A 25,973-nucleotide genomic window follows, 5' to 3' on the forward strand; every position below is an offset into this window, starting at 1 on the left:
CACTTCTATCCAATTACCCGTTAGAGATCGGTTTATTGTAACAGCCTCAAAACTAAGGCCTCACACACACGAGGCCTTAGTTTTATCTATCGAAAGGTTGTCCCCCGACTCCACCAACTTAGCCGCTTTCATCAACTTTTCATTAAACTGCTTTGGTTGCTCTAGCATATGGACATAGCCTGAACCTTCAACGTAGCTAGTAATCAATGGCCTTGACAGAGATTAGTAGGATGAAAACTTTGAAAAGGTACAGCATAACGTGCCGACACATCATAGCGTCCAGACAAATGCTGAGTGACTAAATACTGACGTTGCTCCTCATTATAAAAGTGTTGTGTTGCTTCTAGTTCAATAGCATCTCCATCCCCAGCACAAATGAAATAGTCGTCGTCCATATCTCGAAATGCTATTGGGGTTTCATCTACCAATCCATATCTATCGGTCATCTTTCTTGACCTCCAAATATCTTTAAATGTACCTAGCTCAAAGCGTTTTAAATTTCGCCATTGTACGAACATATAAGTGTCTTGCGAGGGATTCGATGGAATGTCATTCATTGCCTCGTTCGGGCTTTTACAAGTATCAAACAAAACCACAGCATTGTTCTCAACTCTAAATGGCAATCTATCTTCATCTTGTACATAAGAATCCACGTTCCTTTTGAACCAAGAATCACCCTCTGGGCTGAGATAGAAAGAAGGAGACTTTAGGTAAGACCCAAATTCGTCAGTTTTACTTGCGTCAACAATTTCATAAACAGGATTATCATGAAGTGAGTCATAGCTCGCACTATAATCGAACTCAATTTTAAACAAAAAATCTTCCATCTCGGGTTTAGTAAGAGACGTGAAAGCTTTATCGACCGACGCTTTGATTTTCTCAATGGATTTGGGGTGAGTGAGGTAAATAGGAATGAGTCCGTGTCCAGTAATGTCTAATTTACTCGGTGCTATCGTGGTGTTGGGAGGCGGAACACTGCCTATCCCTGTAAAGTTAAGCAAATTAATCACAAGGTCTGAGGCCGATAAAATATAATCACTGTCTGGGCTAAGGGTTGGAGAAGCGGGAGCGATGTGAACGACGCGAATGTTATCGGCACTGTAACCGTATTGAGATGTAACATGCTTGTACGATTCGTTTACCCACAAGTTCCCTTGTGAATGCGCGATGTAAATGAGCTTTTTTCCTTTCCACGTAAGAGAGTCATTTAAAAGATGATGCTGCATTCTAGTTTGGCTGGTTTCGGGGGCATCAACAAGTGAGGCTAGTTCTTTTAAAAATGTCGTGATGGTTGCATTGATGGTTTGGTTTGTGAAGTCGAGAACGAATCCAGCAAACCAAGTAAATGTGGCGCTGATTTTTTTGATGATAGCGCTGTTTTGCCTACCGCTTACGATGTCCCAAAAGGCCTCCCACCGGTCGAATTGTTTCTGCTCTAACTCGGAAGTTCTTTGGTCAAAGGTTTCAGCAAAATCAGCCAGTACGTTAAGGCCACTTCCTTCAATATAAGAATCGTTATAGAAAAGCTGGTATTCGACAGACTCACTTTTGTATTGGCTGATACCTAAAGTAGCTTTGATCTTCTTTTGTCCCCTTTTAGCTTGTTCTTTGGTTGTTGCTACCCCATTAAAAAAGGCGATAGTGTAACCTTCTATTTTGCATGAGTTAGCGATTGCATTGAATGGCAGTAAAACCACTAATATGAGTAATATTGTTTGCCTATTCACAATATTTTGCCTCAGCAGGAAGGAGTGTACTTACAGATCCATCTTGTAAATGATTATAAGCTAAGTACGCCATAGTACGAGCTTTGGTGTTGTAGGTGAGAGATGTGATTGTGTAGGAGGTGTTTATGCCGTCATCAATATCAATTCCTACAAACTCTTCACAGGCGAGGACTTCGTCGTACTTGTATGAAATTTCGAGGGCTTTTTTGATGTTAGCATGGGTCTTCTGTGAAAAATCGTGATAGAGATTTTCTTGTGTGTAACGAGCGTTTTGTTTTAAGGATTTTCGGACTGGCTCGGTCACTTCTAGCGCATTAATAAACGCCTCAATGTCGTCGCGGATACCATCATTGTTTGCATCAGTACCAGTAAGAGAGTCACTGCGGTCAAGCATGGGTTCAAAACGCTCATAAAGCAGCCTAAGTTGATCATCAATTGTCTCTTGTGCCTTTAATTCCGCAACTAGCTCAGGTGTTTTCTCTATGTTTGATATGACAATCGGTTGTTCCACTCCATTTTCAATTGCCTTATTAGATCCTTTACATCCTACAATTAACATCACCGATAAAGTGCAAACTAACAAATTTTTCATTTTTGTTTCCCTAGTATTTCAAATAGATACCAGAGAATACGGATAAATTAAATCACTGAATAATAAAGAGTTTGCATAGGGGCATAACAAACAAAAATAGGAAATTAGATGTTGTTACCCTCCGCCTTTTCTGTGTTTCAAAAAAGGGGGGAAATATCAATTAAGGGGGAGATTTGAACGGGGTGACTAGCTTATTCACAGTACTGTACCTCTGCTTTTAGAGAGGTACTTACGGAACCATCTAATAGGTGGCTATAAGCAAGGTAGGCCATGGTGCGTGCTTTGGTGTTGTAGGTGAGAGCTCTAATGGTTTTTCCTGTATTTGTTCTATCTCTGACTGGAATGCCAACAAACTTCTTACAGGCGATAACTTTGTTATATTTATTACCCATCGCCATTGCCTTGTCGATATTGGCTTTAGTCTTTTTCGAGAAGTCGTGGTACAGGTTTTCTTGTGAGTAGCGAGCGTTTTGTTTTAAGGATTTTCGGACTGGCTCGGTCACTTCTAGCGCATTAATAAACGCCTCAATGTCGTCGCGGATACCATCGTTGTTTGCATCCGTACCAGTAAGAGAGTCACTGCGGTCAAGCATGGGTTCAAAACGCTCATAAAGCAGCCTAAGTTGATCATCAATGGTCGGCTGTGCCTTTAATTCTGCAATTAGTTCCGGTGTTTTCTCTATGTGAGAGATGACACTCGGTTGTTCCACTACAGTTACGTTTGGCTCATTCGATTCTTTGCACCCCGCGATTATCATCACGGCTAATGTGCAGACTAACCCATTTTTCATTTTTGTTTCCCTAGTATTTCAAATAGACACCAGAGAATACGGACAAATTAACTCACTGAATAATAAAGAGCTTGCATAGGGGCATAACAAACAAAAATAGGAAATTAGATGTTGTTACCCTCAATCTTTTCTGTGTTTCAAAAGAGGGGAAAAATATCAATTAAGGGGGAGATTTGAACGGGGTGACTAACTTATTCACAGTACTTAGCCTCTACTTTTAGAGAGGTACTTACGGAACCATCTAATAGGTGGTTATAAGCCAAGTAAGTCATAGTGCGGGCTTTTGTATTGTAAGTGAGTACATCAACGGTTCTTCCTGTATTTATATTGTCATCAACATCAATACCAACAAATTTCTTACAAGCGAGAATTTTGTTATATTTATGGCTAATCGCTAGTGCCTTTTTTATATTGGCGTTATTCTTTTCACTCCAGTCGTGATAAAGACTTTCTTGTGCCTGCCGAGCCTCTTGTTTTAAGGCTTTTCGGACTGGCTCGGTCACTTCTAACGCATTAATAAACGCCTCAATGTCGTCGCGGATACCATCATTGTTTGCATCCGTACCAGTAAGAGAGTCACTGCGGTCAAGCATGGGTTCAAAACGCTCATAAAGCAGCCTAAGTTGATCATCAATTGTTTCTTGTGCCTTTAATTCCGCAACTAGCTCAGGTGTTTTATCTATGTGAGATATGACACTCGGTTGTTCCACTACAGCAGCGTTTGGCTCATTCGATTCTTTGCACCCCACGATTATCATCACGGCTAATGCGCAGACTAACCCATTTTTCATTTCTGTATCCCCTAGTATTTCAAATAGTTACCAGAGAATACGAACAAATTAACTCACTGAATAATAAAGAGTTCGCATAGGGGCATAACAAACAAAAATAGGAAATTAGATGTTGTTACCCTCAATCTTTTCTGTGTTTCAAAAGAGGGGAAAAATATCAATTAAGGGGGATATTTGAACGGGGGTTGGCAGTATATTATCACGAGCTTCTGGCCAAGTTATTTCGCTCGCTAAACAACACATAAAAAAGGCCTCGCACACGCGAGGCCTTAGTTTTATCTACAGAGCAGCTTATTCGCAACCCATTATTCAATTAACCAATCAACCGCTCCAAACCCACTGAATCACTCTCAGTCCATTCGGGTAATGAAGGTTTGTTCGTCATCGACAAAAGCCACATAGTCGCCGTGATAGATAAACACTCGACCTCGCCCTTCCACTATGCACGCAAGCTGTGGGTTCAAATCTTCGTCAAGATTTTCACTTTGATACGTGCCGGTATCGGTGATCACACCGCGGAGTTTAGGTAAAAATCCATAGCTGCGCTTGGCTTGATCAATCAGGCTCAATTCACTGGCGGTCGAGAAGTAAGATGGGATGGGGCCTGCATCTTCGATAAACATAGTTTTCAGTTCTTCAAAAGCTGTAATCACCAGCCAGTCGATGCCGTTAACGTGATGGATAAACATTGTTTATAAATACCTAGATTCTCGATAATTCTGATGCGGGGATTCTATCACTATCAGACGCGATTTGCGGCAGAACCCTATTTTCTTTTATCTTCCTGTTTTTAAGAGGATGCATAGCTGATCTTCATCGCGAGTTGGACGTATAGGTTTCTTAAACAAAAAGGAAAGACTATGGCCACCGTCTATGTAAGCATCGGAAGCAACATTAACCGCGAACATCACGTCACAGAATCTCTCAAAGCATTGCATGACCGCTTTGCGCCCCTACACATTTCTAAATTCTACGATTGCGAGCCTGTCGGTTTTAAAGGGGATAACTTCTTAAACCTAGTCGTTGGGTTCGAATGTACCCTTCCTATCGCAGATCTGGTTAAGGTTCTGCATCAAATCGAATCAGAGAATGATCGCAAGCGTCAGACTAAAGCCTATGCTTCACGGACGATGGATATCGACATCCTTCTTTATGGTAATCAAGTGGGCGTTATCGATGGCGTAGAGCTGCCTAGAGGCGAAATCACCGAGTACGCATTTGTGCTTAGGCCGTTAGTTGATATTGCCGCGCAAGAACGTCACCCCACTCTAGACATCTCATTTCAGCAGCTCTGGGAAAACTTCAATCAGTTAAGTCAGAAAACCGAACCCATCCCGTTCGAGCTCAGTTTCACTTAGCCTTTCCATGACTGAAAAAAGAACTGCTGCAATAGGAACAACTGAAATTTTATTCGCATGAGCTTTACTGATCTTTTCTTAAAACAAGCACGTAACTGACTTCACTTTCTAAGGATTGGACACTGTTATGAATCACAACGCCATTATCACTATTACGAACCTGAGACTAAGAGCCTTCATCGGCTTCAACGAAGAAGAAAAGTCCAAGCAGCAAGACATTGTTATCAATGCAGAGATCCACTACCCCGCGAACAACCTTTGCCTCTCTGATGATGTGGACAACGCGCTTAACTACAAAAACATCTGCAAGAAGATCATTCAACACGTCGAATCCGGAAGGTTTCTGCTTTTGGAAAAGCTAACCAGTGACGTTCTCGGCATTTGTATCGACCATCCTTGGGTGAAATACGCTCAAGTGAGAATCGACAAGCCTCATGCACTACGTTTTGCTGACTCTGTTTCGCTCACTCTGAGCTATGAAGCAGACAACGACAATAATTCATAAGGAGTGCGTCATGCTGAACACAGAAGCCGAAAAAGTAAGAGAAGCTTTGCTCGCAAGAGGACTTGAAACTCCAATGACAGAGAGCGAAATGAACCCCAACCAGAAGTACAACCGCATCAAAGGACTGTTGACGGAAGTGGTCAGTACGCTTGGACTGGATTTAACCGATGACAGCCTTGCTGAAACACCTCATCGCATTGCAAAGATGTACGTCCATGAGATATTTTCAGGGCTCGATTACGATAACTTCCCGAAAATCAGTGTTATAGAAAACAAAATGTCGGTTGATGAAATGGTCAAGGTATCGGATATCGATTTAACGTCGACGTGCGAACACCACTTCATTACCATCGATGGTTTAGCGGAAGTGGCTTATATACCTGAAAACAAGATTCTTGGGCTGTCTAAAATAAACCGTATCGTTCGATTCTTTGCTCAGCGTCCTCAGGTACAAGAACGCCTTACTCAGCAAATCCTAGTCGCGATACAGACTCTAGTAGAGACAGAAAACGTGGCCGTGACGATTAAAGCCACGCACTATTGCGTTAAATCCAGGGGCGTCATGGATGCAAACTCTGAAACCTCAACAACCGCTCTCGGTGGTATTTTCAAAACTAACCCTCAAACCAGAGCTGAGTTTTTACGATGAGTGAAACGATATTGATAACCGGCGTGGGAAAGCGACTCGGATTCGCATTGGCGCAGCAACTTATAGCGGATGGATACAAAGTGGTTGGCACTTACCGCAGCGACTATCCTCAACTGCAACGGTTGCGCGACAATGGAGCCGACTTGCAGCAAGTAGACTTTTATCAACAAAGCAGCTTAGAGGGCTTTCTTGATTATGTTGGTCAAGAATATAAGACACTCAGAGCCGTCATACACAACGCTTCGGACTGGAAACCTGAGAGCAAGAAAGATCCCAGTGAAAATGCATCACACATCATGCACCAGATGATGACGATTCACGCTACCGTGCCTTATCTGTTCAATTTAACACTCAAAGACCAACTGATATCTGGCGATCAAACTTCAGACATCATCCACATCAGTGACTACGTTGCAGAAAAAGGCAGTAAAAAGCACATTGCTTACGCGGCCAGTAAAGCGGCGCTCAACAACCTAACGCTATCGTTTTCAGCGATGCTGGCTCCCAAGGTCAAAGTAAATACCCTCTCTCCAGCCATGATTAAGTTTAATGAGCATGACGATGAGGCATACAAGACCAAAGCGCTGCAGAAAGCTCTGATTCCCACAGAAGCGGGCTTTGAGGAAATAATAGATGGCATCAAGTTTGTGTTGGCCAGTCACTACATGACAGGAAGAACTTTGCACCTTGATGGCGGCAGACATTTGAAGTAATGCGCTTACATTGTCTGCTACCTAAAACTGCTGCTATATAGCGAATGCGGTTAACTAGAAACCGTTATAAGCTAGAAACTGCTATGACCTAGAAACTAGTATAAGACTGAGGAAGGCGAGTCTCTTCATCCCAGCCTAACAACTCAATATTGATCAATGACTTGCGCTTCTCATTACACAGTGAAGCGATGTTGATGATAGGGAGCTGGCTACGAAACTGCGCGGTAAGTATGACCTTTTTATTTTCACTCAGGCTGCTTCGGCATTGCGCCAAAACCGCTTCAGTATCTAGCTGGTGTGCGCTCTCGATAATCTGGATATCGGCGTTCTCTTGATAACACTCTATCAACCAAGATACGGCAGTTGCTTCTGAGCTGGTGAGCACGATGACATCTTTTGTTGTGACCAATTCTTTGAGTTCAGATAGTTTTAGTTCAGTTTCCATAAATACTCTCATTCAGCAGCAAATACATTAAAGTCGATTGCCCAATTTAGCCTGTGCCAAATGGTAGCCTCTATCTATCATCTCTTGTGAACGATCAAACTCTAAGGTGCCACAGGCATTACGTGGGATTTCAAGCGTAATATCGGCAGGATAAGCGGCCAATTTTTGGCGAGCAATGGTCGATTGCATCGCATCAAACGCTTGGTTGGCAATGTCGTAGGCTGCAAAGTTAAAGCTCATTTTACTTTTTACACTGCTACCTAGATTATCGATAAAGTGAACAACCTTCTCATGCAGATTGCTCTCTTTTGTCGGTAGGGAAACCGGTATCACTTCCTGTTGAACAATTTCAGGTTCGCCGCCTAAGTTCACAGCAAGAGTAAAGTCTGTCTTATCACCAAAGGTAGGCGCAATCGGTACGGGATTGAGTACCCCGCCATCAATCAGCGCTTCGCCATTAATCACATGAGGCGTGAAGAACAATGGCAAAGAGATAGAAGCGCGAATGGCATCAAACAGAGAACCGGATTGCAGCCAAACCTCTTTTTCATCGGCGACGTTGGCAGCGACTGCGGTATAAGGTATAGGCAGATCTTCAATTGAAATCTCGCCGATCAGCCCACGCAGCGTTTCGATGATCTTGTCCCCTTTGAAGATACCACTCGATTGCCATGAAAAGTCCAACATCATCGCCATATCCGATTGGTCGATACTGGTGACCCACTCTTCAAATTCATCCAACTTACCCGCCGCATAGACACCACCGATAAGTGCGCCAATTGAACAACCAGAGATGGATTTTATCTGGTAGCCATGCTCAATTAACCAACGGATGATTCCAACGTGAACCAAGCCTCTTGCGCCACCACTGCCAAGTACCAACGAGATCGTTTTTTCCATCGTACTCATCCTTTAATTCATTAGCTCTTCAAAGCTTTAGGCAAAAATTATATCACTTCGTGTCAGTGTAAGCTGTGTAATGCTTTGAAAACTGCACCACCTGCGTGCCTAAATGTGTCGCGGATCGAGATCGGGCAGCTTGAGTTGATTGCCGAAACTCATAGACTTTAGACTACCGCACTAAGCTAAAAGTGAGTCATTCCAGCAAGCCTAAGCGCGACTAGGAATCTGGTTTCCGTGAGCGCTTGATACAAAAAAGGTCGCCCACTTGAAAGGGAGCGACCTCTTATTATTCATTGTGTTTTTGAGCTCATTCTGTAAGTGAGAACAAAGAATTACAACACGCGTAAGCACTCTTCTGGCGACAAGCTCAAGAGCGTATTGGCGAAGTTGATCTTCTCATCGCGCCATCTCAATGCTGCCTCTCGACCTTCTTGTGCGTGTCTGTCGGCCTCAAAATAGCTCTTTCTTGGAAGCCCGTCTGCTGGCGTCATCACCATAGACTGTTCATTCAAGCGAAGCGTAAACAAGAACTGACCACGTTGTCCGGTTTGCGCTGCTGGGTGATGCAATGTGGTATCACAGCAATAGCGCCTATCACGCAGTGCGCGGCATGTGTACTCAAAAGCATCTTGAGCACCACGTCCAGGGAACGCGGTATAAACACTGATGCCATCACGTTGCAAAGACTGCTCACCCGCCGCGAGTTGCACCGCATGTTGGATCATCCTAAAGCCCAGAACCACGCCACCAATGCTGTTCAATCCACTGTATTGAATTGCGCCTTCTAAGCTCAGATGAAGTTTGTCTTCCCCTTCATAGAGAAAGAGATCAGGCGATGCCCAATCGCTCTTTGGAATAAGCAGTTGAGTAATATCCGAGTGTTCCATGTTGGTCTCCGCAACAATGAGTGTGTTTGAGCCCACAAGGTAACGTAATGAGAATTATTATCAATAGTTTTTAACCAAAAACGTTACCCCAGAAACCACTCATCGATGGATGCTATCTGATGCTTTAACGCCAAGCATTTCTTGTTAGATATTCATTTATTACCAATAAAGCTCATCGCCTACAAATAAACAGACACATACTATCTACAGGGTCTAATACTAGTCGTCCGACTCTACGACTAATGTCTAACCGACTGAGTCTATTTGTTTTTTTTGGTTTGGTATAAGGTACTAACAACTAAATGTTAATGAATTTTTAATGATAAGTTGACGCATTGTTTTCACTTCATGCCGTGAGTCAACAACGTTTGTTGGAATAACACACCTCAGAGTGTGAACGAAAGGAATCAAAATGAGCACTACTTTAGAGTCCGCACATATACAAACAGAGAAGCCTCAAGTCCATGAGGATGAACTCACCTATGAACAACAACATAAACCAAGATCGGAATTTGATTCCCGAGAACAGTATCTAGAACACGAATTGCAAATCATGTCGCCTAAGCGCTGGCGTCCAAATTTGCCGTTTAAAGATTATCGATTTGAGATAGAAGACACCATCCCAGCGATGGCGGCGACCATTGGTAAAGTGGTTATGGTGGGCGCTATTGCAGCCACCTTTGCTGGGGCTCTCGGATTAAATGAAGACTTCATTCTAGAAAACGTTCGTTATGAACTCCTCATCGCCTCTGTTTTCATTATTATTTTCTCTGGCTTCCTGTTGCCGACCGCGAACCTCGCAGGTACACACGGCCCACTCATTCCTTTAATTCCGATTGTGGTTGCAGCAGGCGGACACCCTATGGCGTTTGGATTGCTGATTGGCGCTTTTGGCCTAATCTTAGCCATCAGTAAAGGGGGCAGTATGTTGGCCAACCTCACCAGTAAAGGCGTATGTGGCGGATTATTGCTCTACCTTGGCTTTGTTGGAACCGCTTCTCAAGTGAAAAAGCTGTTCGCTTGGGCTGAAGGAATTGGCATGAGCCACATCGCGTTTGTCGTCATCTTTTGCACCATTATCTTGTACGCGTTATTGGAACACTTCCGCAAACGTTGGTTAGCCGTACCTCTTAGTTGTTTACTGGGTGGTACGATTGCATTTGCCATGGGTGCCCCATTCGCTTTCCACACTGAGCCAGGCTTACCTAACATGAACCCTATGTATTGGTGGGGAGAAGATACAGGCTGGATGTTAGGCCTACCAACGATTGAACATTTCATGGTGGTATTGCCGTTTGCGATTCTAGCCGTAGCGATGTGGTCGCCAGATTTCTTAGGCCATCAAGTGTTTCAAAAAATCAGCTATCCAGAACGTACCGAGAAAGTACACATGAACATTGACGACACCATGACCACGGCTTCAATTCGTCAAACGTTCGGCTCTCTGCTCGGCGGTACTAACTTTACGTCTTCATGGGGTACTTACATCGTACCAGCGGCGATTGCTAAACGCCCTATTCCTGCCGGCGCATTGCTCACAGCTCTGTTCTGTATCATCGCCGCGGTTTGGGGTTACCCGATGGATCTAGCTATCTGGCAACCTGTGCTTTGTGTTGCGCTCATTGTTGGGGTATTTGTGCCATTGCTAGAAGCTGGAATGGAAATGACGCGTGAAGGGAAAACCACACAATCAGCAGCGATTGTTGTATTTTCTTCAGCGCTCGTTAACCCTGCATTTGGTTGGGCTCTCACCATGCTATTGGATAACTTAGGCTTAGTCGGTTGTAAAGAACGTAGTAGTGAGCTTAGTAAAATGAGCCGTTGGGTGTTGCCTGGCATTATGTTCATTGTGCTAAGTGGTGTAATGGCGTTAGTTGGCCTTCTACCGGGGATTCCGGCGATTATCCCGAGTTTTCGTTAAGCTCCATTAATATTTAGTTTTAGTCGACAAACAAAAAGGCCTCGCACATGCGAGGCCTTGTTTTATCTAAGTTTCAACGAACGATCACCGAAGCAATTGGCGATGATAAAACCAAATCAATTAGAGAGCCATTCGTCCAGTACTGTAATGAATTTAGGATTGATTAGATAACCGATGGAAGCATGCGGATTGCTTTTTCTGTTGCGAATATTAAGGTTATAGATCGGGTGGATATCTTTCATTCCACCGGGTATCAGATCCAGTTTGAGCATGTCTTTAAAGTCATTTTTAATTTTGCTGTCATGAGAGATAAAATCATCTTCTGCCGATATGTTTATCCATTGCTGAATGTTTAAAGGGTACTTCTTCTCATCTTTCAAGCGACTCCCTTTTAGCCTATCTTTTACGTTTTCATCGCCTAACGGTGACCCGAGCGTAAGCAATAAGTTGACCTTCTTATCCGCACCATATTCATGCCTATACTCTCCGTAATGAGACAGCTTCCACAACACGTCGTAACTGATCATCGACCCGAGACTGTGCGATACAATCATCACATCATCTTGATTATCAAGCGCTTCCTTCAGTTCAACCATTAGCCTGCGCCTAACATCGCTACCAAAATAGGTATCTTCATTCCAATAATGCGCCATATCTGGCGCGACCTTCGTTATCAGTGTCTCAGCCACACCTAGCGTTCCAAAGAGCGATGAAAAAGTATCTGCTAACGCCTCTTTCAGAAAACCAATTTTAGATACCTTATTATACGTTGTTTTATTGAACTGGCTTGTCTTGTACTTTTTGAGTTCAGACAGCGCTTGTTGTCGACTTGCAGGATCTTCCGTTGGTTTATCTAACAATGAGTTTGATAGTTCACCGTAATAGACAAACCGTTTATCGACATCTTTAAAGGCTTGTAACGAACTTGAGTCTCCACAATCTCGCTGTAAGCCATGTTCTATAGCCTCGCACCAAAGTGCTTGAAGGGAAGCTTTATCGGGCTTTTGAGCGCGACCATGAATGAATATTATTTTCTTAGCCATAGCAGGACGTCCTAAACACATAGTTAAAATTATTATCAGTAGAAAGCACTACTAGATTCGGTCAGCCCTTACTAATAACAGTGGTGCTAATTCCGTATCTAGGGGTGGTTGGTAGAGCATTTATATAACTATGAGGCCGTCGTTAAAGGACCATAAACGAGTGAACGATACGATCATCACTCGCAAGTTGAGAATAAATGTCGCTAGCAAAACCTCCAACTAACAAAAAAAGGCCTCGCACACGCGAGGCCTTAGTTTTATCTATCTAACGGCTATAACTACCCTTTAACAACTACAGTGACCTGAGCCTTCAATGCAGTAAATGCTGTAGTCTTTGATGTTTTTCTTGTTCGCTTCTAAATCCGTCAACGTCGAAATTTCTTGCTAAAAAGGTAGAAAAGTTTATAGTATTTTTTAGATAAAGTTGAGAATCGATATGTCATTACAGAAAAAACAATCCAAAGTATCACTGAACATCAAAATCTCACCAGACTTAGATGTTCGTCTTAAACGAGCGAGAAAAGCAGCGCGTGAACAGGGCTTAATGTTCAACGTATCTCAAGAAGTTGAAAAGTTTCTTGAGAAGGAAATAAAGAAAGTGGAACGCCAGCTATCAATAGATGAAGAGATTAAGAATAACCTCGAGGATCTTGGTGGGCTTAATATAGATAAAATAATGAAATCAATGGATTAATCAAAACACTAACGTATTGATTAAACTTAATTTAAAAAATGACAAAGCGTGGAGATGATTATGGGCACAATAATTGGACTGTTAATTTTGGCTGGTATCAGTGTATTCCTACAGCGTCAAACGGGGCTTCATTTGCATGAGTGGATTGCAAAAAAATATAAAGAATCTCAAGACAAAAAATAATGGACTCTGTCAGAGTGACAGACTCCATCGATTAGACTCAAAAAACTAAGGCCTCGCAATCGCGAGGCCTTAATTTTATCTATAGAATGATTACAACCGCCCTACTTCACTGACTTAACCGCTTTCATCAACGTTGTGTTGAACTGCTGTGGTTGCTCAAGCATTGGGAAGTGGCCTGAGTCTTCAATGTAGTAAAGACTGTAATCCTTGATGTGTTTCTTGTTCGCTTCTGAATCCGTTGGCCATAGGCGAGCGTTAACCAATATTACTGGCACATTCACGTTCTCATACACGCGGTGTGCTTCGCCTGTTACGTATTGGCCTAGATAATGACGAAACTGATTTATCGCGATAGCTGGCGGCGCTGAGGACATGTCTTGCGTTACCCAGTAAAGTAAATCTGCGTCTACATCTTTTGGTAGCGAGTCTTTCACGAACATAGTAATGCCCGCTTGGAAGTCTGCTTCAAACGGTTTAGTCATTACATCTAGGTCGCTTTGTGAAACCGCTAGTGCGACGTTTTGCGATGTGTCTACACCAATAATGCCCTTCACTCTTTTCGGCATAAGTTTAGCGGCTTCTGCAATAACACCACCCGCCATGGAATGGCCGACTAAGATGACAGATTCGAGTTGTTCTTTCTCGATTACGGCTTTGATGTCTTCGGCGAATGCAACCATAGTGTACTCTTCGCGGTTAAACGACGAGTTACCGTGCCCTGCTAAGTCCATGGTGATCACTTGGTACTGCTTTGAAAACTCACTCACTTGGTTTTGCCACAGCCTGCTGTCTAAGCTCCAACCATGAATGAAGATCAGCGCTGTCTCCCCACTCCCACTTTCGCCATACGCAATTTGCTCACCATCGTGAGATATCGCAATACCGTACTTAACCGTTGAATCATGAGCCATGGCATTCATGCTACCAAGTGCCATGAATACCAAGAGTGTGATGTTTAGAATTAAACGTTTCATAGTGTCTCTCTACTTACTTTGGAGGGAACACAGAAAACGCCCCTCTCAATCAATATAGCCACTATAGAGTGTGAAGTTGTAGACAGGTCAAGTGTGATCTAGATAAAGAACTCTTCTGTTGGGGTGACTCATTTCTGCCCCAAGGTTTGTTGGCAACACTAGAATGGTTCTTCTATCAAATAGTAAGGACATACCCTACTAACACCAAGCAATTGGAGTCAAAAGATATTCCCTTTGACAAGAATCGCATTGATGAACGGCTTCGAGCGTCATAGATTTTATTAACTCACAAAGTAGCAAACAGCCTAGACTCGCACAGGATAACTAAAACACTTCTACCCTATGGTCTAAAAAGTTTTACAAATCGTTATCTACTTTCTATGTATCTAGTAATGAGTAACTACGTTAGTTTCTGACTATAACATTCATCACAAATCACTAAATGATTAATATGCTACGATGTGCAAAAGATTTAAAGCATAAGGATATAAAGTGAGTAATACGACAACGGTAAGGTTATCTTGTTTTGGTATCATTTCAGCTATAGAAGAAGATTTACGTGACTTCATACTAAAAGCGTTAGGTTCAAGAAGTTCGCTACCTAAAGATATTAGTGAAAAGGTACTTGAAAGATACACTCGAGAAAATGATGGAAAATTAGACGGGAGTGAGGAATTAATAGATTTCCTTCAGTTTATCGATTTTTCTGACACTTTAAAAATCCTAAATAAAGTAAAAAATCAACAAAAAATACTGGATAAAGATTTACTATCTTATATATGTGAACAGCTAGAAGTATTGGCCCCCTGTCGAAATCGTGTTTGCCATAGTAGGCCTTTAGAATCTTCCGATTTTTTCAACTTGAGACAGTTCTGTGTTGATTTACTTGATAAGTCAGATAATTATACCTTTAGACAAATTAAAGATACGATTCACAATTTGGATAATAGAGCATATTTGTCAACTGTATCTACTCCAAAAATATGGGAAGAAGATAAAAATAACATTTTCCATAATTTACCTATGGTAGAGTTTGATGATACTGGTTTTCTAGGTCGAGTACATGATAGAGACTCAATTAATAAGCTACTTCTATCTGACACACGTGTAATTACTATTGTAGGAGAAGGAGGAATAGGTAAAACAGCTTTAGCTCAAAGATGCTTATACGATATTTTAGACAGCTGTGAAGAATCTAACCAAAGGTTTGAAATAATTGCGTGGGTAACATTAAAAGCTAACGAACTAACTGTTAATGGAGCAAGGCAAATAGCCAATGCAATCACAGATAGTATCGGACTATTTCAACATGTAAATAACTTTCTAACATCTACCAATATAGATAGTTTTGAAGACACTTTAGAGGAAATACTAAATTACATGAGGGAATTTAAAGTTCTTCTTTGCATTGATAATTTAGAAACTATATCTACAACTAAAATCAGGCACTTCCTTGCCAATATTCCAGATGGTTCTAAAGTTCTCATTACAACCAGAATGGCATTAGGAGAACTTGAATTCAGGTATAAATTAGATAAATTAGATAAAAGATCAGCTATAGATTTGACTCGTAATATGGCAAAAGTCCTAAATGTTACTGAGTTATTTAAAAAAAATAATGCGCAACTGGAAAGTCTTTGTATAAAGCTATTCCATAACCCACTATTAATTAGATGGTATGTCCGCTCATATGCTTATGGTGCTAACCCAAAAAAACTAGTAAATAAAGACAGCAAGAATTTCAAAGAAGCTTTGAGCTTTTGCTTTGAAAATTTGTACGAAAAACTCACAGACGATGAATTAAAAATAGTATTAGTCATTGCATGCTTAGGTAAGCCAATGTCTTTAGTTGAGTTACGGTTCTTTCTAGATGAAATGCATCATATAGTTTTAGAAGAAGCTATACACCGACTAAGAAATTCAAGTATGTTGATGTCTTCAGATGATGCAGACTTCGATGAGCCTAAATTTATATTAACAAACGTCGCTGAAAGCTACTTGAAAAGTATTAATGCAATTACAAAGGAAATATACCAACTTGTAAGGGAAAGAAGATCTAGTTTAAGAACTATAGTTGCTAGTCAAGGTGTATCTAAATATGCATATGAGTTTGATCCAAAAAATGTGGTTTGGGAAAGTAACGACCAAAAAATTTGTGCGACTTACTTAAGTACTGCCATTAAGTTGCACTTATCAAAAGAATATGAAAGCGCGATTGAAAAAATCAACCAAGCTAAAGAACTAATGCCAGATTTCTCAGAGTGCTACAGGGTACATGCATTTTTGCTACAAAAGGAACAACCTTGGCTTGCTGCATCAGAATATGAAACAGCAATTGAATATAACGAAAAATCAATGATTGCAAGATACTCATATGCTAAGTTTTTGAATTTTGAAGAGCAATACGAAGAAGCTATACATCAATTAGAATGCGGACTTAAAATTGACCCAAGTTCTATTCCTTGTAAAAGTCAATTAGCTTTCACTTATAAAGTAATGGGTGATTATGCTAATGCAAATATTATTTATGATGACATTTTATCGGACAAACAGATATCAAGTCATAAGAAATTTAGAATTAGTACTTATGATCAAGCTTCTGATTGCAGAAGACGAATGTCAGAACAATATATCGCACACAAAGATTCTGATGAGGCGAAAAATCAGTTGCAACTTGCCGTGGGTATAATATCTAGAGCATTAGATAATGACGATTATGATAGATCAATAATAGATAAGCTATGTAAAATTTATCGTGAAGGACTATCTTACTATAAATTTAGTTCAGATAACTCTATAAACAATGAAATACTATCTTTGATTGACCGCCAGTTAAATGAATTGAATATAGATTGTTTACAAGAGCTAAAGTCTCACTTAATTCAAATAGGTGGATTAGACGAAACTGAGAACAGTTATAAAATACATCAAATACTCTCACGATTTGATTCTCTCCTTACTAGAGAGGTAGGTTCTAGAGTTGATGGTCATATAGAAAAACTGATTGCCGGTCATAGTAATGGCGTTTCTTATGGTTTTGTATTCGATAACAAATGCAATAGATACTTTTTTAGTAGATATGCTCTTATTCCTAGACATATATTAGATGACAGAATAGGAGAAAAAGATATAAGCGTGTCTTTCACTATAGGAAAAAATGATAAAGGATATATTGCAGAAAACGTTGAGGTTGCATCATCTAATAGCTAGTCTCGCATATGAATCAGTGTTAGGTCTTGCGTTTACCCTGATGTTTCGGCATACATTACTAATCCTATATTTACGAGCTAGAATCTAGCTCGCCTATGTCCAATAATGAGTGAGCACCCTACTCCTTATCCAACAAAAACAAAAAGGCCTCGCAATGCGAGGCCTTTGGTTTTTCTATCTATCAGAGAGATTAGTCGCGAAGTGCTGCGCCGAATTTCTCTGAGATTGAAGCTACGATAGCATCTACTGAACCAGCGATGTCTGCATCTTCAAGTGTGCGCTCTACAGACTGTAGGCTAAGTGCGATTGCTAGGCTCTTCTTACCTTCTTCAACGCCTTGACCAACGTATACGTCGAACAGTTTAGCGCCTGTTAGGAATTCGCCACCCGCTGCGATACACGCTTCAACGATGTCGCCAGAAGCGACTGCTTCGTCAACAACTACTGCGATATCACGACGGTTTGCAGGGAACTTAGATACGGCTACTGCTTCTGGAAGCACGCGAGTGTTGATAGCTGCCCATTCGATTTCGAATACGATAGTACGGCCGTTAAGACCAAACTTACGCTCTAGTTCTGGGTGAACAGTACCAATGATACCCACTTCTTTGCCGTCTACTATGATAGCCGCAGTTTGACCTGGGTGAAGTGCTGGGTGCTTCGCTGCTTTGAAGCTGTATGCGATTTCGTTTGCAGAAAGCTCAAGAACGGCTTCTAGGTCACCTTTAAGATCGAAGAAATCTACAGTGTTAGTTGCAATGTCCCAGTGCTCTTCGCCACGAGTACCAGAGATAACGCCCGCAAGCATCATTTCTTGGCGCATGCCGTTTTCAGCTGTTGCTTCAGGGATGAAACGTAGGCCTGATTCGAATAGACGAACGCGAGACTGTTGACGCTTCTGGTTATGAACAACTGTGTTTAGTAGACCTTGGATTAGGCCAAGACGCATTGCTGACATATCCGCAGAGATTGGGAATGGCAGGATTAGCGGCTCAACACCAGGTACAACAAGTTTTTGCTGCTCTGGTTCTACGAAGCTGTATGTGATTGCTTCGTGGTAGCCACGGTCTACAAGAAGGTCACGAACGCGCTTAAGCGGTTGGTGAGCTTCTTTGTGGTCATTCATTTTAAGTGCCGCTTTAGGCGCTTGGTTTGGAATGTTATCGTAACCGTAGATACGACCTACTTCTTCAATTAGGTCTTGCTCGATTGCGATATCAAAACGCCAAGATGGAGACGTTGCCGTCCAGCCAGCATCAGTGCTTTCAACTTCACAACCTAGGCGAGTAAGAATTTCCACTACGTCTGTAGATGGGATTTCGTGACCTAGTAGGCTGTCTAGCTTAGCGCGACGTAGAGCAACTACGTTTGCTTTAGGAAGATCAGCTTCAGATTCGCTGCCGTTTACTGGCGCAACTTCACCACCACAGATTTCAACTAGAAGCTGTGTTGCACGCTCCATTGCTGCTGCTTGTAGCGTTGAATCAACACCACGTTCGAAACGTAGAGAAGAATCAGTGTGAAGGCCGTAAGCACGTGCGCGACCACGGATGTGATCCGGTGCGAAGAATGCTGCTTCAAGAAGTACGTCTGTTGTTTCAGTAGTAACACCTGAATCTTGACCGCCAAAGATACCAGCGATTGCTAGTGCTTTGTTGTGGTCAGCGATAACAAGCGTGTTGCTGTTTAGTTCAGCTTCGTTGCCATCTAGAAGTGTTAGCTTTTCGCCCTGCTCTGCTAGACGAACCACGATACCGCCTTCGATCTTAGCTAGATCAAATGCGTGCATTGGTTGGCCTTGCTCTAGCATCACGTAGTTTGTGATGTCTACAACTGGGTCGATTGAACGGATACCACAACGACGCAGTTTTTCTTGCATCCAGATTGGAGATTCCGCTTTCACGTCTACGTTCTTAACCACACGGCCAAGGTAACGTGGACAAGCATCAGTTGCTTTGATTTCAACAGATACTGTGTCTTCAATGCTTGTTGCAACAGCTTCAACTGTTGGCTCTGTAACGTCTGCGCGGTTTAGTACGCCAACTTCACGAGCAAGGCCACGGATGCTGAAGCAGTCTGCGCGGTTTGCTGTTAGGTCTACGTCGATAGTTACGTCGTTAAGCTCAAGAAGCTCACGTACGTCCATACCTAGCGTTGTGCCTTCTGGCAGCTCAAGGATGCCGTCTGACTCTACGTCGATACCTAGCTCAGAGAAAGAACAAAGCATGCCGTGCGATGGAACGCCACGTAGTTTTGCTTTCTTGATTTTGAAGTCACCAGGAAGTACTGCGCCAACTGTTGCTACTGCTACAGTTAGGCCAAGACGACAGTTAGATGCACCACATACGATGTCTAAAAGTTCTTCTTCGCCGATATCAATTTTAGTTACTTGTAGTTTGTCTGCGTCTGGGTGCTGACCGCACTCAACCACTTTACCTACTTTAACGCCGGTGAATTCACCAGCAACAGGTTCTACATCGTCAACTTCCAAACCAGCCATAGTGATTTGGTGAGCTAGCTCTTCGCTGTTAATTGCAGGTTTAACCCACTCGCGTAGCCAAGATTCACTGAATTTCATAGTTTTGACTGCCCCGGATTACTTGAATTGTTTAAGGAAACGAAGGTCGTTCTCGAAGAACGCACGAAGGTCATTTACGCCGTAACGAAGCATCGTTAGACGCTCTACACCCATACCGAATGCAAAACCAGAGTATTTCTCAGGGTCGATGCCAACAGAGCGAAGTACGTTAGGGTGAACCATGCCACAGCCTAGAACTTCTAGCCATTTGCCATCTTTACGTTTCACGTCAACTTCAGCTGAAGGCTCTGTGAACGGGAAGAATGAAGGACGGAAACGCACTTCAACTTCTTCTTCAAAGAAGTTACAAAGGAAATCGTTAAGAATGCCTTTAAGTTGTGCGAAGTTTACGTTCTCATCAACTAACATACCTTCCACTTGGTGGAACATTGGCGTGTGAGTTTGATCGTAGTCGTTACGGTAAACACGACCCGGAGCAATGAAGCGGAATGGCGGTTTGCCGTTTTCCATCGTACGGATTTGAACACCAGAAGTGTGCGTACGTAGCATTAGATCAGGGTTGAAGAAGAAAGTATCGTGATCAGTACGAGCTGGGTGATCGTCTGCGATGTTTAGTGCATCAAAGTTGTGGAATGCATCTTCGATCTCAGGGCCAGACTCAGTGCTAAAGCCAAGCTCACCAAAGAACTGTTCGATACGCTCAACTGTGCGAGTAACTGGGTGAAGACCACCGTTCTCAATGCGACGACCAGGTAGGCTCACATCGATAGTTTCTTCAGCTAGTTTCGCTTCAAGCTCTGCACGTTGTAGTGCGTCTTTACGAGCTGCGATCGCTTGTTGAACAGCACCTTTCGCTTTGTTGATCTCTTGACCAGCAGTGCGACGCTCTTCAGGTGGAAGTTTACCTAGGCTTTGTAGTTGAAGAGTGAGTTCACCCTTCTTACCTAAATACTGAACTCGCACTTCATCAAGTGCGACTAACGAATCTGCTGTATCAATAGCAGTCGTTGCATTAGCAATGATCTCTTCTAGATGTTGCATCATTTCCTCATCTACCAGTTGGTAGTGTCCGTATCGGATGATTAGTTTTTTTAGATAGCTACACATAGTAATCAAACACGCTACCAATGCCAAATTGAATCGCTAAAAGAGCAAGTTATTGACTAAAAACACGGCAAATTTAACGTTAGAAAACAGAATTTCATTGAAATCGATGAAATCAAAGAGAAACGGATACATAAACGTCACCAAGTGAGACAGTTTGATTACATTCGGCGAACCTTAGCTGAGGCCGTGATGTTCACAAGAGATAGATATTGAGAGTGGAACTGAGGAAGGAAGCCAAAGAGCGAGGTTTAAGGCCTTCGCTCCTTGGTTTTCTGATGAGATCGGTTTGCAAAATAGATGGCGAATCAAAATAGCGAATCTTTAGAAATAGTACTCCAACGCTACCTCAACAAAATCATCCTTTCGAGCGAAGAACAATAAGTCTTCTGGGGTTTCGTTCTCAAACAACCAAGCGTTCAATCGCCACTTGAGATTGTTGTTGATGCGGCTTGACGCTTCGAGCTTCGCGCTGTAGACATCGCTGTTATCTAAGTCTTGAGTGATGCCTGTAAGCACTTCGGTTCCGTCTTCATCGTTCAAAGCGAAACGCGCGCCAAGGAACACATCGTTTTGGCCGATGGTTTGGGCATTGTTACCTCTGCTGTCATACAAGTATTCAGCGATAAAGCCGATGTCCCAATATGACTCAAGCGCTCCAACCCATGTGTATTCAAAGCCTGTTGCTACGCCTGTGTGGTTGTCGTAGCTGTCGCGATAAATACTTTCAAGCTTCCATAACCAGTCACCGATAATGCCTTGCACATCCAATCCGAAGTGCTGCATTTGCGCGTAATACGGCTTGAGCTGATTGCCTTCCACACGGTAATAAGGGTCGCGATTTGTACCACCTAAGTAACTTAAACCAACATCCCAATCGCCGTACATTTGGCTATAGCGCAGTGCTACATCAACGTGCTTTTCTTCTCTCGAAGATTCGTAAAGCGCATCATCCGATACAGGCACGGTTGGCCTTAATCGACCGTCTTCCCCTGCAAAGGTACGCTCACGAAAATACGGCAGTAACATGGCATCGATGGTTCCCCAGTCTTTGATTGAGGAGAAGTGCACCATAGGCTGACCTAACTTGGATTCACCATCGACCGATTCAATGGCATCGGTTTGGTTTACCACATCCACCAAGTGCGCCGATTCAGTGACACCCCAGAACACCTTGCCAACACCTGCGCGCAGTTCATAATCGTCCCAATAATTGAGATACAGAGCTTCACGAACGTCGCCATGGGTGCGCTCATCATCTTCACTGTCTAGACGGTAAAACGGCGTGAAGGTAAAGCTGCCATTGCCCTCTTGTTGCTCCCAATAAAACTCTGGTTGCAACACCAGTGAGCTTTGCCCTTTATCTTGCCCTTGCAAGCCGTTGCTAAAGAACTGCCTGTGTTCGAGGTTAACCTGCCCTGCGAGTTCCGTGGTGACCTGTTCTACGAACTCAGAGCTAAATCCAGCCGCCACACATGGCAAAGACACCTGCATAAGCCCAACAGTCGCTGCCAAGGTTAAAGATAACTGCGTTCCTGTTAACACAATCCTTTTCATATTCTTGCCTTACTTTGCACGTTTCAGTGTGTTTTTCTGGAAATCTTTGTCCTTAAGACCGGTTTGGAAGGCTAAATCTGTCGTGGTTAAAACGGTACTTTTGCCTGTTTGGTGGTTCTGCATCGACATGGTGTGCGCGCGCCAGTATTGGTTTAGGTATTGTTTGTAGTCTTGGAATGACAGGGTTTTCAACAATGCGCCTTTACGGTCGTAAAACTCCACTTGAACGGGGCGGTAATATTGTTGGTCTAGCCATACTTTCTGCATGGTGTAGCCAGAGTTTTTATCGGTCGGTACTTGCTCTAAAACAAAGGTATCAACACCTTCAATTTTGGCGTCTTCAATGTAGTTGAAGGTGTACTTTTCTAGCTCAAACGAGCTCAAGTCTTCGTAAGCAAATTCACTGCCCATAAACGGGCCCGATTTGTTGCGTGAAGAGATGCGTTTTACACGTTTCAATGCAGGTAAATACAGCCATTGATCATCCGATTTAGAGATGTGTGAATGGTTTAGGAAAGCCGTGCCTTTTACGTCGCGTGGCTCATCAAAAATAGTCAGCCCTTTATCACCATCGTCATCCACTTCTAACGACTTCAATCGCATTAGGCGTGTACTGCTTTCGCCCTGTTTGTTGCGAAGCAGCATTTCCATGGTCGCGACAGAATCGCCCCACCCCATATCGACGGCTTTTCGTTGCTCGGCAATTTCTAAGCCTTTCGCAGGGTCTGCTAATGCAGGGAAAGCCGCGAATGTGCTCAGTGTAAATAATGTGGTAACGAATGATTGTTTAACGCTTTTCATAAATTTCTCCTTGAGTCAGCCCACCGCAGCAGGCTGACGATTCCTTATTTAGTCGAAGTAGACAGTTCGCCAGTCGAGCTAGGCTGTGGCTTGGCGTCAGGCTTTGATTCGTGCTGAGGTTTATCTGCATAGTGAGTCTGTTTGTCGAAGATCATCAGTAAGCTCGGTAGCAAGATGAAGTCGACTACTAGCGCAATGAAAATCACAATCGCACTGAGTAAGCCCATGTCGGAATTGAGTCTGAAGCTCGACATCGCCAGTACAGAGAAACCAGCCACAAGCACGACCGTGGTGATCCACAGTGCGCGGCCAACAGTGTGGAAGGCGTAACGAACGGCTTCTTCTGCTGATTTCCCTTCCATTCTGGCGCGTTGGTATTTACTCAAAAAGTGCACTGCATCATCGACAACGATACCCAGTGTGAGCGTGACCACGACTGACAAACCCAAGTTGATTTCACCAGAGATCAACGCCCACAAACCAAAGCCAATAATCGCCGGGGCAATGTTTGGTACTAGGCTGATCACACCCAAGCGAACCGAGCGCAATGCGAAGATCATCAAGCCTGAGATAAGCACTAAGGTAATAGGCAGAGTCGATAGCATGCTCGCCATATTGGTTTCGCCGATGTGAGCAAACATCAGTGATGGGCTCGATGCGACCACTTCATACTGAGGTGCATTAGCGGCAAACCATGAGTAGATGCGCTCTTCGAGTTCAACCAATTCCACACTGCCTAGGTTGTCCACCGTCAGCACCATTTTGATCGATGATTTATCGACATTGATTTGGTTGTTCAAGTCCAAACCGTACGGCAATGACATCTCGTAAAGCAGTAAGTATTGCGCGGCAAGTTCACGGTTAAGTGGCAGTTGGTAGTAACTGTCATCATCGCCGTGCATGTTCTTGTTCAAACGCATGTAAACATCAGAAAGCGTTGCCACATGGTCGGTTTCTGGTTGTACGCGTAGCCAATCGGTAAAGTCACCAATCGCTTGTAAGAATACAGGATCAGCAATCGCTTGAGACTCGTTAGTTTTGACTGCGATGCTGATGGTCGTCATGCCGCTTACTGTCTCTTCCATGAAGTCAGCTGCTTGTCTAAATTCGCTTGAGGTATCGAAATACTTCACCGATTCATCGTTCACTTTATTCAATGGAATTAACGCGGCTGCGCCAACAATCACTAAGGTAGAAATAGGCAGCAGCGCTTTACGATTAGTTACGACAAAATCGCCGAGTTTATCCATGAAGGTGACTTTGTCTGCCGCCTTAGGATTGGTAGATAGGCGTTTAACTGGCAGCAGTTTTAACAATGCAGGCAACATAGTTACAGATAGGAAACATGCGATAAGTACGCCTAGTGCCGACAAGTTACCGAAATCACGCAGTACTGGAGAGTCCGACATGTTCATCATCAAGAAACCAATCGCAGTAGTCACTGAGGTGATCAGAATCGGCATCGCATTAAGCTTAATGCTGTATTGAATGGCTTGTGCTTTCTCCATCCCGCGTTGCATGGCTTGTCTCATGGTCACAATCACGTGAACACAATCAGCAACGGCAAGGGTTAGTACTAAGGTTGGAACGTTGACCGTTGCGGTGCTGAGGAACATCCCTGCCCAGCCAGACAAACCCATGGTCGCAACAATCGAAGAGATAATCACAACTAAGGTAGCCACCACGCTAAAGAACGAGCGCAACATAAAGGTCAGGAACACCAATACCACCAACAGCATTAACGGCACGAGCGTTGAGCTGTCTTCTTGAGCCGACATCATAAAGGCGTTGTTCATGGCAATGATGCCCGCTGTGTGGAACTCGACGCTCGGGTAATCGGCTTGGTACTTGGCGATCATAGTATTGATAGCCGCGATCACTTCTTGCACTTCAGCAGTTTTATCCACTTCGGGCAATTGCACGGTGACGTTAACAATCGTCACATCACCAGAGGCCGACACCAATGCGTTCTTGAGCAGTGGTTCGTTGAGCGCGATCTGTTTTACTTTGGCGATTCGCTCTGGTGTGTGCTCGTATTCTTCATACAGCAGGTCTTCGACCAAGAGGTCGTCTTCAACCGCTTCGGTATGCTGATAATTGGCAAGCGAATCGACACGGCTTGAGTACGGGATTTGCCACGCATCGACCGTGAGGTTTTGAATTAGGGTAAGAGTTTCTGGGGTGAAGACATTGCCATCTTCAGGTGCGACGACAATCGCGAGGTTGTCGGTTTTCGCAAAGGTAGTTTGGATTTCGTCGAACGCCATCAACTGTTTGTTGGTGCCTTCGAAGAAGATGTTGTAGTCCCCTCTAAAGTAAAGGTTCTTTGCCCCTAATGCAGAGAGAATGATGATTGAAAAAACCACCAGCAGAACGATAAACGAACGCTTGGTCGGTATTGAGTGCCAACTGTTATTTAGATCCCCGTTTACGCTATCGACGTTACGGTTATCTCGATTTTGGTGATCGAAAGCTGGCTTCTGGCTGTCATGTCCCATCACAGTCTCCATTTGTGACGATTCGTCATAGTTGTGTCTTAAAAAGCCAGCCGGAGCTGACAAAAGACACAATTCTTAGTCATACACT

General features: G+C 43.2%; 23 protein-coding genes. 8 read left to right on the forward strand and 15 right to left on the reverse strand.

Annotated features, from left to right (window positions below; translation table 11 throughout):
- Positions 1-203 precede the first annotated feature (203 nt).
- From MED222_RS11360 to MED222_RS11340, 5 genes are all read right to left on the reverse strand, one after another.
- The gene (locus tag MED222_RS11360) at positions 204-1,727 is read right to left on the reverse strand and encodes a hypothetical protein (protein ID WP_009846982.1); all 1,524 of its coding nucleotides are present in this window, start codon (positions 1,725-1,727) and stop codon (positions 204-206) included.
- Positions 1,720-2,319, reverse strand: coding sequence for a hypothetical protein (locus tag MED222_RS11355; protein WP_009846983.1), 600 nt, complete (start codon positions 2,317-2,319; stop codon positions 1,720-1,722). The genes MED222_RS11360 and MED222_RS11355 overlap by 8 nt, the downstream gene beginning before the upstream one ends.
- 191 nt (positions 2,320-2,510) lie before the next feature.
- The gene (locus MED222_RS11350) at positions 2,511-3,110 is read right to left on the reverse strand and encodes a hypothetical protein (protein WP_009846984.1); all 600 of its coding nucleotides are present in this window, start codon (positions 3,108-3,110) and stop codon (positions 2,511-2,513) included.
- A gap of 191 nt (positions 3,111-3,301) precedes the next feature.
- Entirely contained in the window at positions 3,302-3,901 is a 600-nt protein-coding gene (locus MED222_RS11345; protein ID WP_009846985.1) for a hypothetical protein, read from the reverse strand.
- A gap of 350 nt (positions 3,902-4,251) precedes the next feature.
- Positions 4,252-4,590, reverse strand: coding sequence for a hypothetical protein (locus tag MED222_RS11340; protein WP_009846986.1), 339 nt, complete (start codon positions 4,588-4,590; stop codon positions 4,252-4,254).
- Positions 4,591-4,761: 171 nt separating this feature from the next.
- On the opposite strand from MED222_RS11340, the gene folK reads away from it, so the two are divergent.
- The 4 genes from folK to folM all read left to right on the forward strand — a co-directional run bounded on the left by folK (position 4,762) and on the right by folM (position 7,126).
- A complete protein-coding gene (gene folK, locus MED222_RS11335; protein ID WP_009846987.1) occupies positions 4,762-5,259 on the forward strand; it encodes a 2-amino-4-hydroxy-6-hydroxymethyldihydropteridine diphosphokinase in 498 nt (165 codons plus the stop codon).
- Between the two features lie 127 nt (positions 5,260-5,386).
- Positions 5,387-5,764 (forward strand): dihydroneopterin triphosphate 2'-epimerase, encoded by a 378-nt coding sequence (gene folX, locus MED222_RS11330; protein WP_009846988.1) that lies wholly within the window; start codon positions 5,387-5,389, stop codon positions 5,762-5,764.
- 10 nt (positions 5,765-5,774) lie between these two features.
- Positions 5,775-6,413, forward strand: a complete 639-nt coding sequence (folE, locus tag MED222_RS11325) for a GTP cyclohydrolase I FolE (protein WP_009846989.1) — start codon at positions 5,775-5,777, stop codon at positions 6,411-6,413.
- On the forward strand, positions 6,410-7,126 hold the full coding sequence (gene folM / locus MED222_RS11320; protein ID WP_009846990.1) for a dihydromonapterin reductase: 717 nt from the start codon (positions 6,410-6,412) through the stop codon (positions 7,124-7,126). Before folE ends, folM begins: the two co-directional genes overlap by 4 nt.
- 88 nt (positions 7,127-7,214) lie before the next feature.
- On the opposite strand, the gene MED222_RS11315 is transcribed toward folM, so the two are convergent.
- From MED222_RS11315 to MED222_RS11305, 3 genes are all read right to left on the reverse strand, one after another.
- Entirely contained in the window at positions 7,215-7,583 is a 369-nt protein-coding gene (locus MED222_RS11315) for a hypothetical protein (protein WP_083784069.1), read from the reverse strand.
- A gap of 15 nt (positions 7,584-7,598) precedes the next feature.
- Positions 7,599-8,471: a patatin-like phospholipase family protein gene (locus MED222_RS11310; RefSeq protein WP_009846992.1), complete on the reverse strand. Its 873-nt coding sequence runs from the start codon at positions 8,469-8,471 to the stop codon at positions 7,599-7,601.
- Between the two features lie 335 nt (positions 8,472-8,806).
- Positions 8,807-9,361, reverse strand: coding sequence for a hypothetical protein (locus tag MED222_RS11305; protein ID WP_009846993.1), 555 nt, complete (start codon positions 9,359-9,361; stop codon positions 8,807-8,809).
- 412 nt (positions 9,362-9,773) lie between these two features.
- Between MED222_RS11305 and MED222_RS11300 the strand changes: the two genes are divergently transcribed.
- Positions 9,774-11,282 carry a DUF3360 domain-containing protein gene (locus tag MED222_RS11300; protein WP_009846994.1) on the forward strand — a complete coding sequence of 503 codons (1,509 nt, stop codon included), beginning with the start codon at positions 9,774-9,776 and terminating at the stop codon, positions 11,280-11,282.
- 116 nt (positions 11,283-11,398) lie between these two features.
- Here the strand turns inward: MED222_RS11300 and MED222_RS11295 are convergent, their stop codons facing one another.
- Positions 11,399-12,325: a hypothetical protein gene (locus MED222_RS11295; RefSeq protein WP_009846995.1), complete on the reverse strand. Its 927-nt coding sequence runs from the start codon at positions 12,323-12,325 to the stop codon at positions 11,399-11,401.
- Between the two features lie 436 nt (positions 12,326-12,761).
- Here MED222_RS11295 and MED222_RS11290 point away from each other — a divergent pair, with 436 nt between their 5' ends.
- Positions 12,762-13,019, forward strand: coding sequence for a hypothetical protein (locus tag MED222_RS11290; RefSeq protein ID WP_009846996.1), 258 nt, complete (start codon positions 12,762-12,764; stop codon positions 13,017-13,019).
- A 60-nt stretch (positions 13,020-13,079) separates the two neighbouring features.
- A complete protein-coding gene (locus MED222_RS22735; RefSeq protein ID WP_009846997.1) occupies positions 13,080-13,202 on the forward strand; it encodes a hypothetical protein in 123 nt (40 codons plus the stop codon).
- 101 nt (positions 13,203-13,303) lie between these two features.
- Here the strand turns inward: MED222_RS22735 and MED222_RS11285 are convergent, their stop codons facing one another.
- Positions 13,304-14,176: an alpha/beta fold hydrolase gene (locus tag MED222_RS11285; RefSeq protein WP_009846998.1), complete on the reverse strand. Its 873-nt coding sequence runs from the start codon at positions 14,174-14,176 to the stop codon at positions 13,304-13,306.
- A 492-nt stretch (positions 14,177-14,668) separates the two neighbouring features.
- Between MED222_RS11285 and MED222_RS11280 the strand changes: the two genes are divergently transcribed.
- On the forward strand, positions 14,669-17,386 hold the full coding sequence (locus tag MED222_RS11280) for an NB-ARC domain-containing protein (RefSeq protein ID WP_009846999.1): 2,718 nt from the start codon (positions 14,669-14,671) through the stop codon (positions 17,384-17,386).
- A gap of 190 nt (positions 17,387-17,576) precedes the next feature.
- Here MED222_RS11280 and pheT read toward each other — a convergent pair whose 3' ends face one another.
- From pheT to MED222_RS11255, 5 genes are all read right to left on the reverse strand, one after another.
- A complete protein-coding gene (gene pheT, locus MED222_RS11275) occupies positions 17,577-19,964 on the reverse strand; it encodes a phenylalanine--tRNA ligase subunit beta (protein ID WP_009847000.1) in 2,388 nt (795 codons plus the stop codon).
- An 18-nt stretch (positions 19,965-19,982) separates the two neighbouring features.
- A complete protein-coding gene (gene pheS / locus MED222_RS11270; RefSeq protein ID WP_004734764.1) occupies positions 19,983-20,966 on the reverse strand; it encodes a phenylalanine--tRNA ligase subunit alpha in 984 nt (327 codons plus the stop codon).
- Between the two features lie 387 nt (positions 20,967-21,353).
- Positions 21,354-22,586, reverse strand: a complete 1,233-nt coding sequence (locus tag MED222_RS11265) for a hypothetical protein (RefSeq protein ID WP_009847001.1) — start codon at positions 22,584-22,586, stop codon at positions 21,354-21,356.
- 9 nt (positions 22,587-22,595) lie between these two features.
- On the reverse strand, positions 22,596-23,387 hold the full coding sequence (locus MED222_RS11260; RefSeq protein WP_009847002.1) for an outer membrane lipoprotein-sorting protein: 792 nt from the start codon (positions 23,385-23,387) through the stop codon (positions 22,596-22,598).
- A 44-nt stretch (positions 23,388-23,431) separates the two neighbouring features.
- Complete coding sequence (locus MED222_RS11255; RefSeq protein WP_083784071.1) at positions 23,432-25,948, reverse strand: efflux RND transporter permease subunit; 2,517 nt, start codon at positions 25,946-25,948, stop codon at positions 23,432-23,434.
- Positions 25,949-25,973 lie beyond the last annotated feature (25 nt).

Origin of the sequence: Vibrio sp. MED222, assembly GCF_000153005.1 — a bacterium.
Classification (GTDB): domain Bacteria; phylum Pseudomonadota; class Gammaproteobacteria; order Enterobacterales; family Vibrionaceae; genus Vibrio; species Vibrio tasmaniensis_A.

Bases quoted from the DNA above. Each gene is read 5' to 3' on its own strand.
- MED222_RS11355 (WP_009846983.1), bottom strand. From the start codon at position 2,319: ATGAAAAATTTGTTAGTTTGCACTTTATCGGTGATGTTAATTGTAGGA.
- MED222_RS11350 (WP_009846984.1), bottom strand. From the start codon at position 3,110: ATGAAAAATGGGTTAGTCTGCACATTAGCCGTGATGATAATCGCGGGG.
- MED222_RS11345 (WP_009846985.1), bottom strand. From the start codon at position 3,901: ATGAAAAATGGGTTAGTCTGCGCATTAGCCGTGATGATAATCGTGGGG.
- MED222_RS11340 (WP_009846986.1), bottom strand. From the start codon at position 4,590: ATGTTTATCCATCACGTTAACGGCATCGACTGGCTGGTGATTACAGCT.
- folK (WP_009846987.1), top strand. From the start codon at position 4,762: ATGGCCACCGTCTATGTAAGCATCGGAAGCAACATTAACCGCGAACAT.
- folX (WP_009846988.1), top strand. From the start codon at position 5,387: ATGAATCACAACGCCATTATCACTATTACGAACCTGAGACTAAGAGCC.
- folE (WP_009846989.1), top strand. From the start codon at position 5,775: ATGCTGAACACAGAAGCCGAAAAAGTAAGAGAAGCTTTGCTCGCAAGA.
- folM (WP_009846990.1), top strand. From the start codon at position 6,410: ATGAGTGAAACGATATTGATAACCGGCGTGGGAAAGCGACTCGGATTC.
- MED222_RS11315 (WP_083784069.1), bottom strand. From the start codon at position 7,583: ATGAGAGTATTTATGGAAACTGAACTAAAACTATCTGAACTCAAAGAA.
- MED222_RS11310 (WP_009846992.1), bottom strand. From the start codon at position 8,471: ATGGAAAAAACGATCTCGTTGGTACTTGGCAGTGGTGGCGCAAGAGGC.
- MED222_RS11305 (WP_009846993.1), bottom strand. From the start codon at position 9,361: ATGGAACACTCGGATATTACTCAACTGCTTATTCCAAAGAGCGATTGG.
- MED222_RS11300 (WP_009846994.1), top strand. From the start codon at position 9,774: ATGAGCACTACTTTAGAGTCCGCACATATACAAACAGAGAAGCCTCAA.
- MED222_RS11295 (WP_009846995.1), bottom strand. From the start codon at position 12,325: ATGGCTAAGAAAATAATATTCATTCATGGTCGCGCTCAAAAGCCCGAT.
- MED222_RS11290 (WP_009846996.1), top strand. From the start codon at position 12,762: ATGTCATTACAGAAAAAACAATCCAAAGTATCACTGAACATCAAAATC.
- MED222_RS22735 (WP_009846997.1), top strand. From the start codon at position 13,080: ATGGGCACAATAATTGGACTGTTAATTTTGGCTGGTATCAGTGTATTC.
- MED222_RS11285 (WP_009846998.1), bottom strand. From the start codon at position 14,176: ATGAAACGTTTAATTCTAAACATCACACTCTTGGTATTCATGGCACTT.
- pheT (WP_009847000.1), bottom strand. From the start codon at position 19,964: ATGAAATTCAGTGAATCTTGGCTACGCGAGTGGGTTAAACCTGCAATT.
- pheS (WP_004734764.1), bottom strand. From the start codon at position 20,966: ATGCAACATCTAGAAGAGATCATTGCTAATGCAACGACTGCTATTGAT.
- MED222_RS11265 (WP_009847001.1), bottom strand. From the start codon at position 22,586: ATGAAAAGGATTGTGTTAACAGGAACGCAGTTATCTTTAACCTTGGCA.
- MED222_RS11260 (WP_009847002.1), bottom strand. From the start codon at position 23,387: ATGAAAAGCGTTAAACAATCATTCGTTACCACATTATTTACACTGAGC.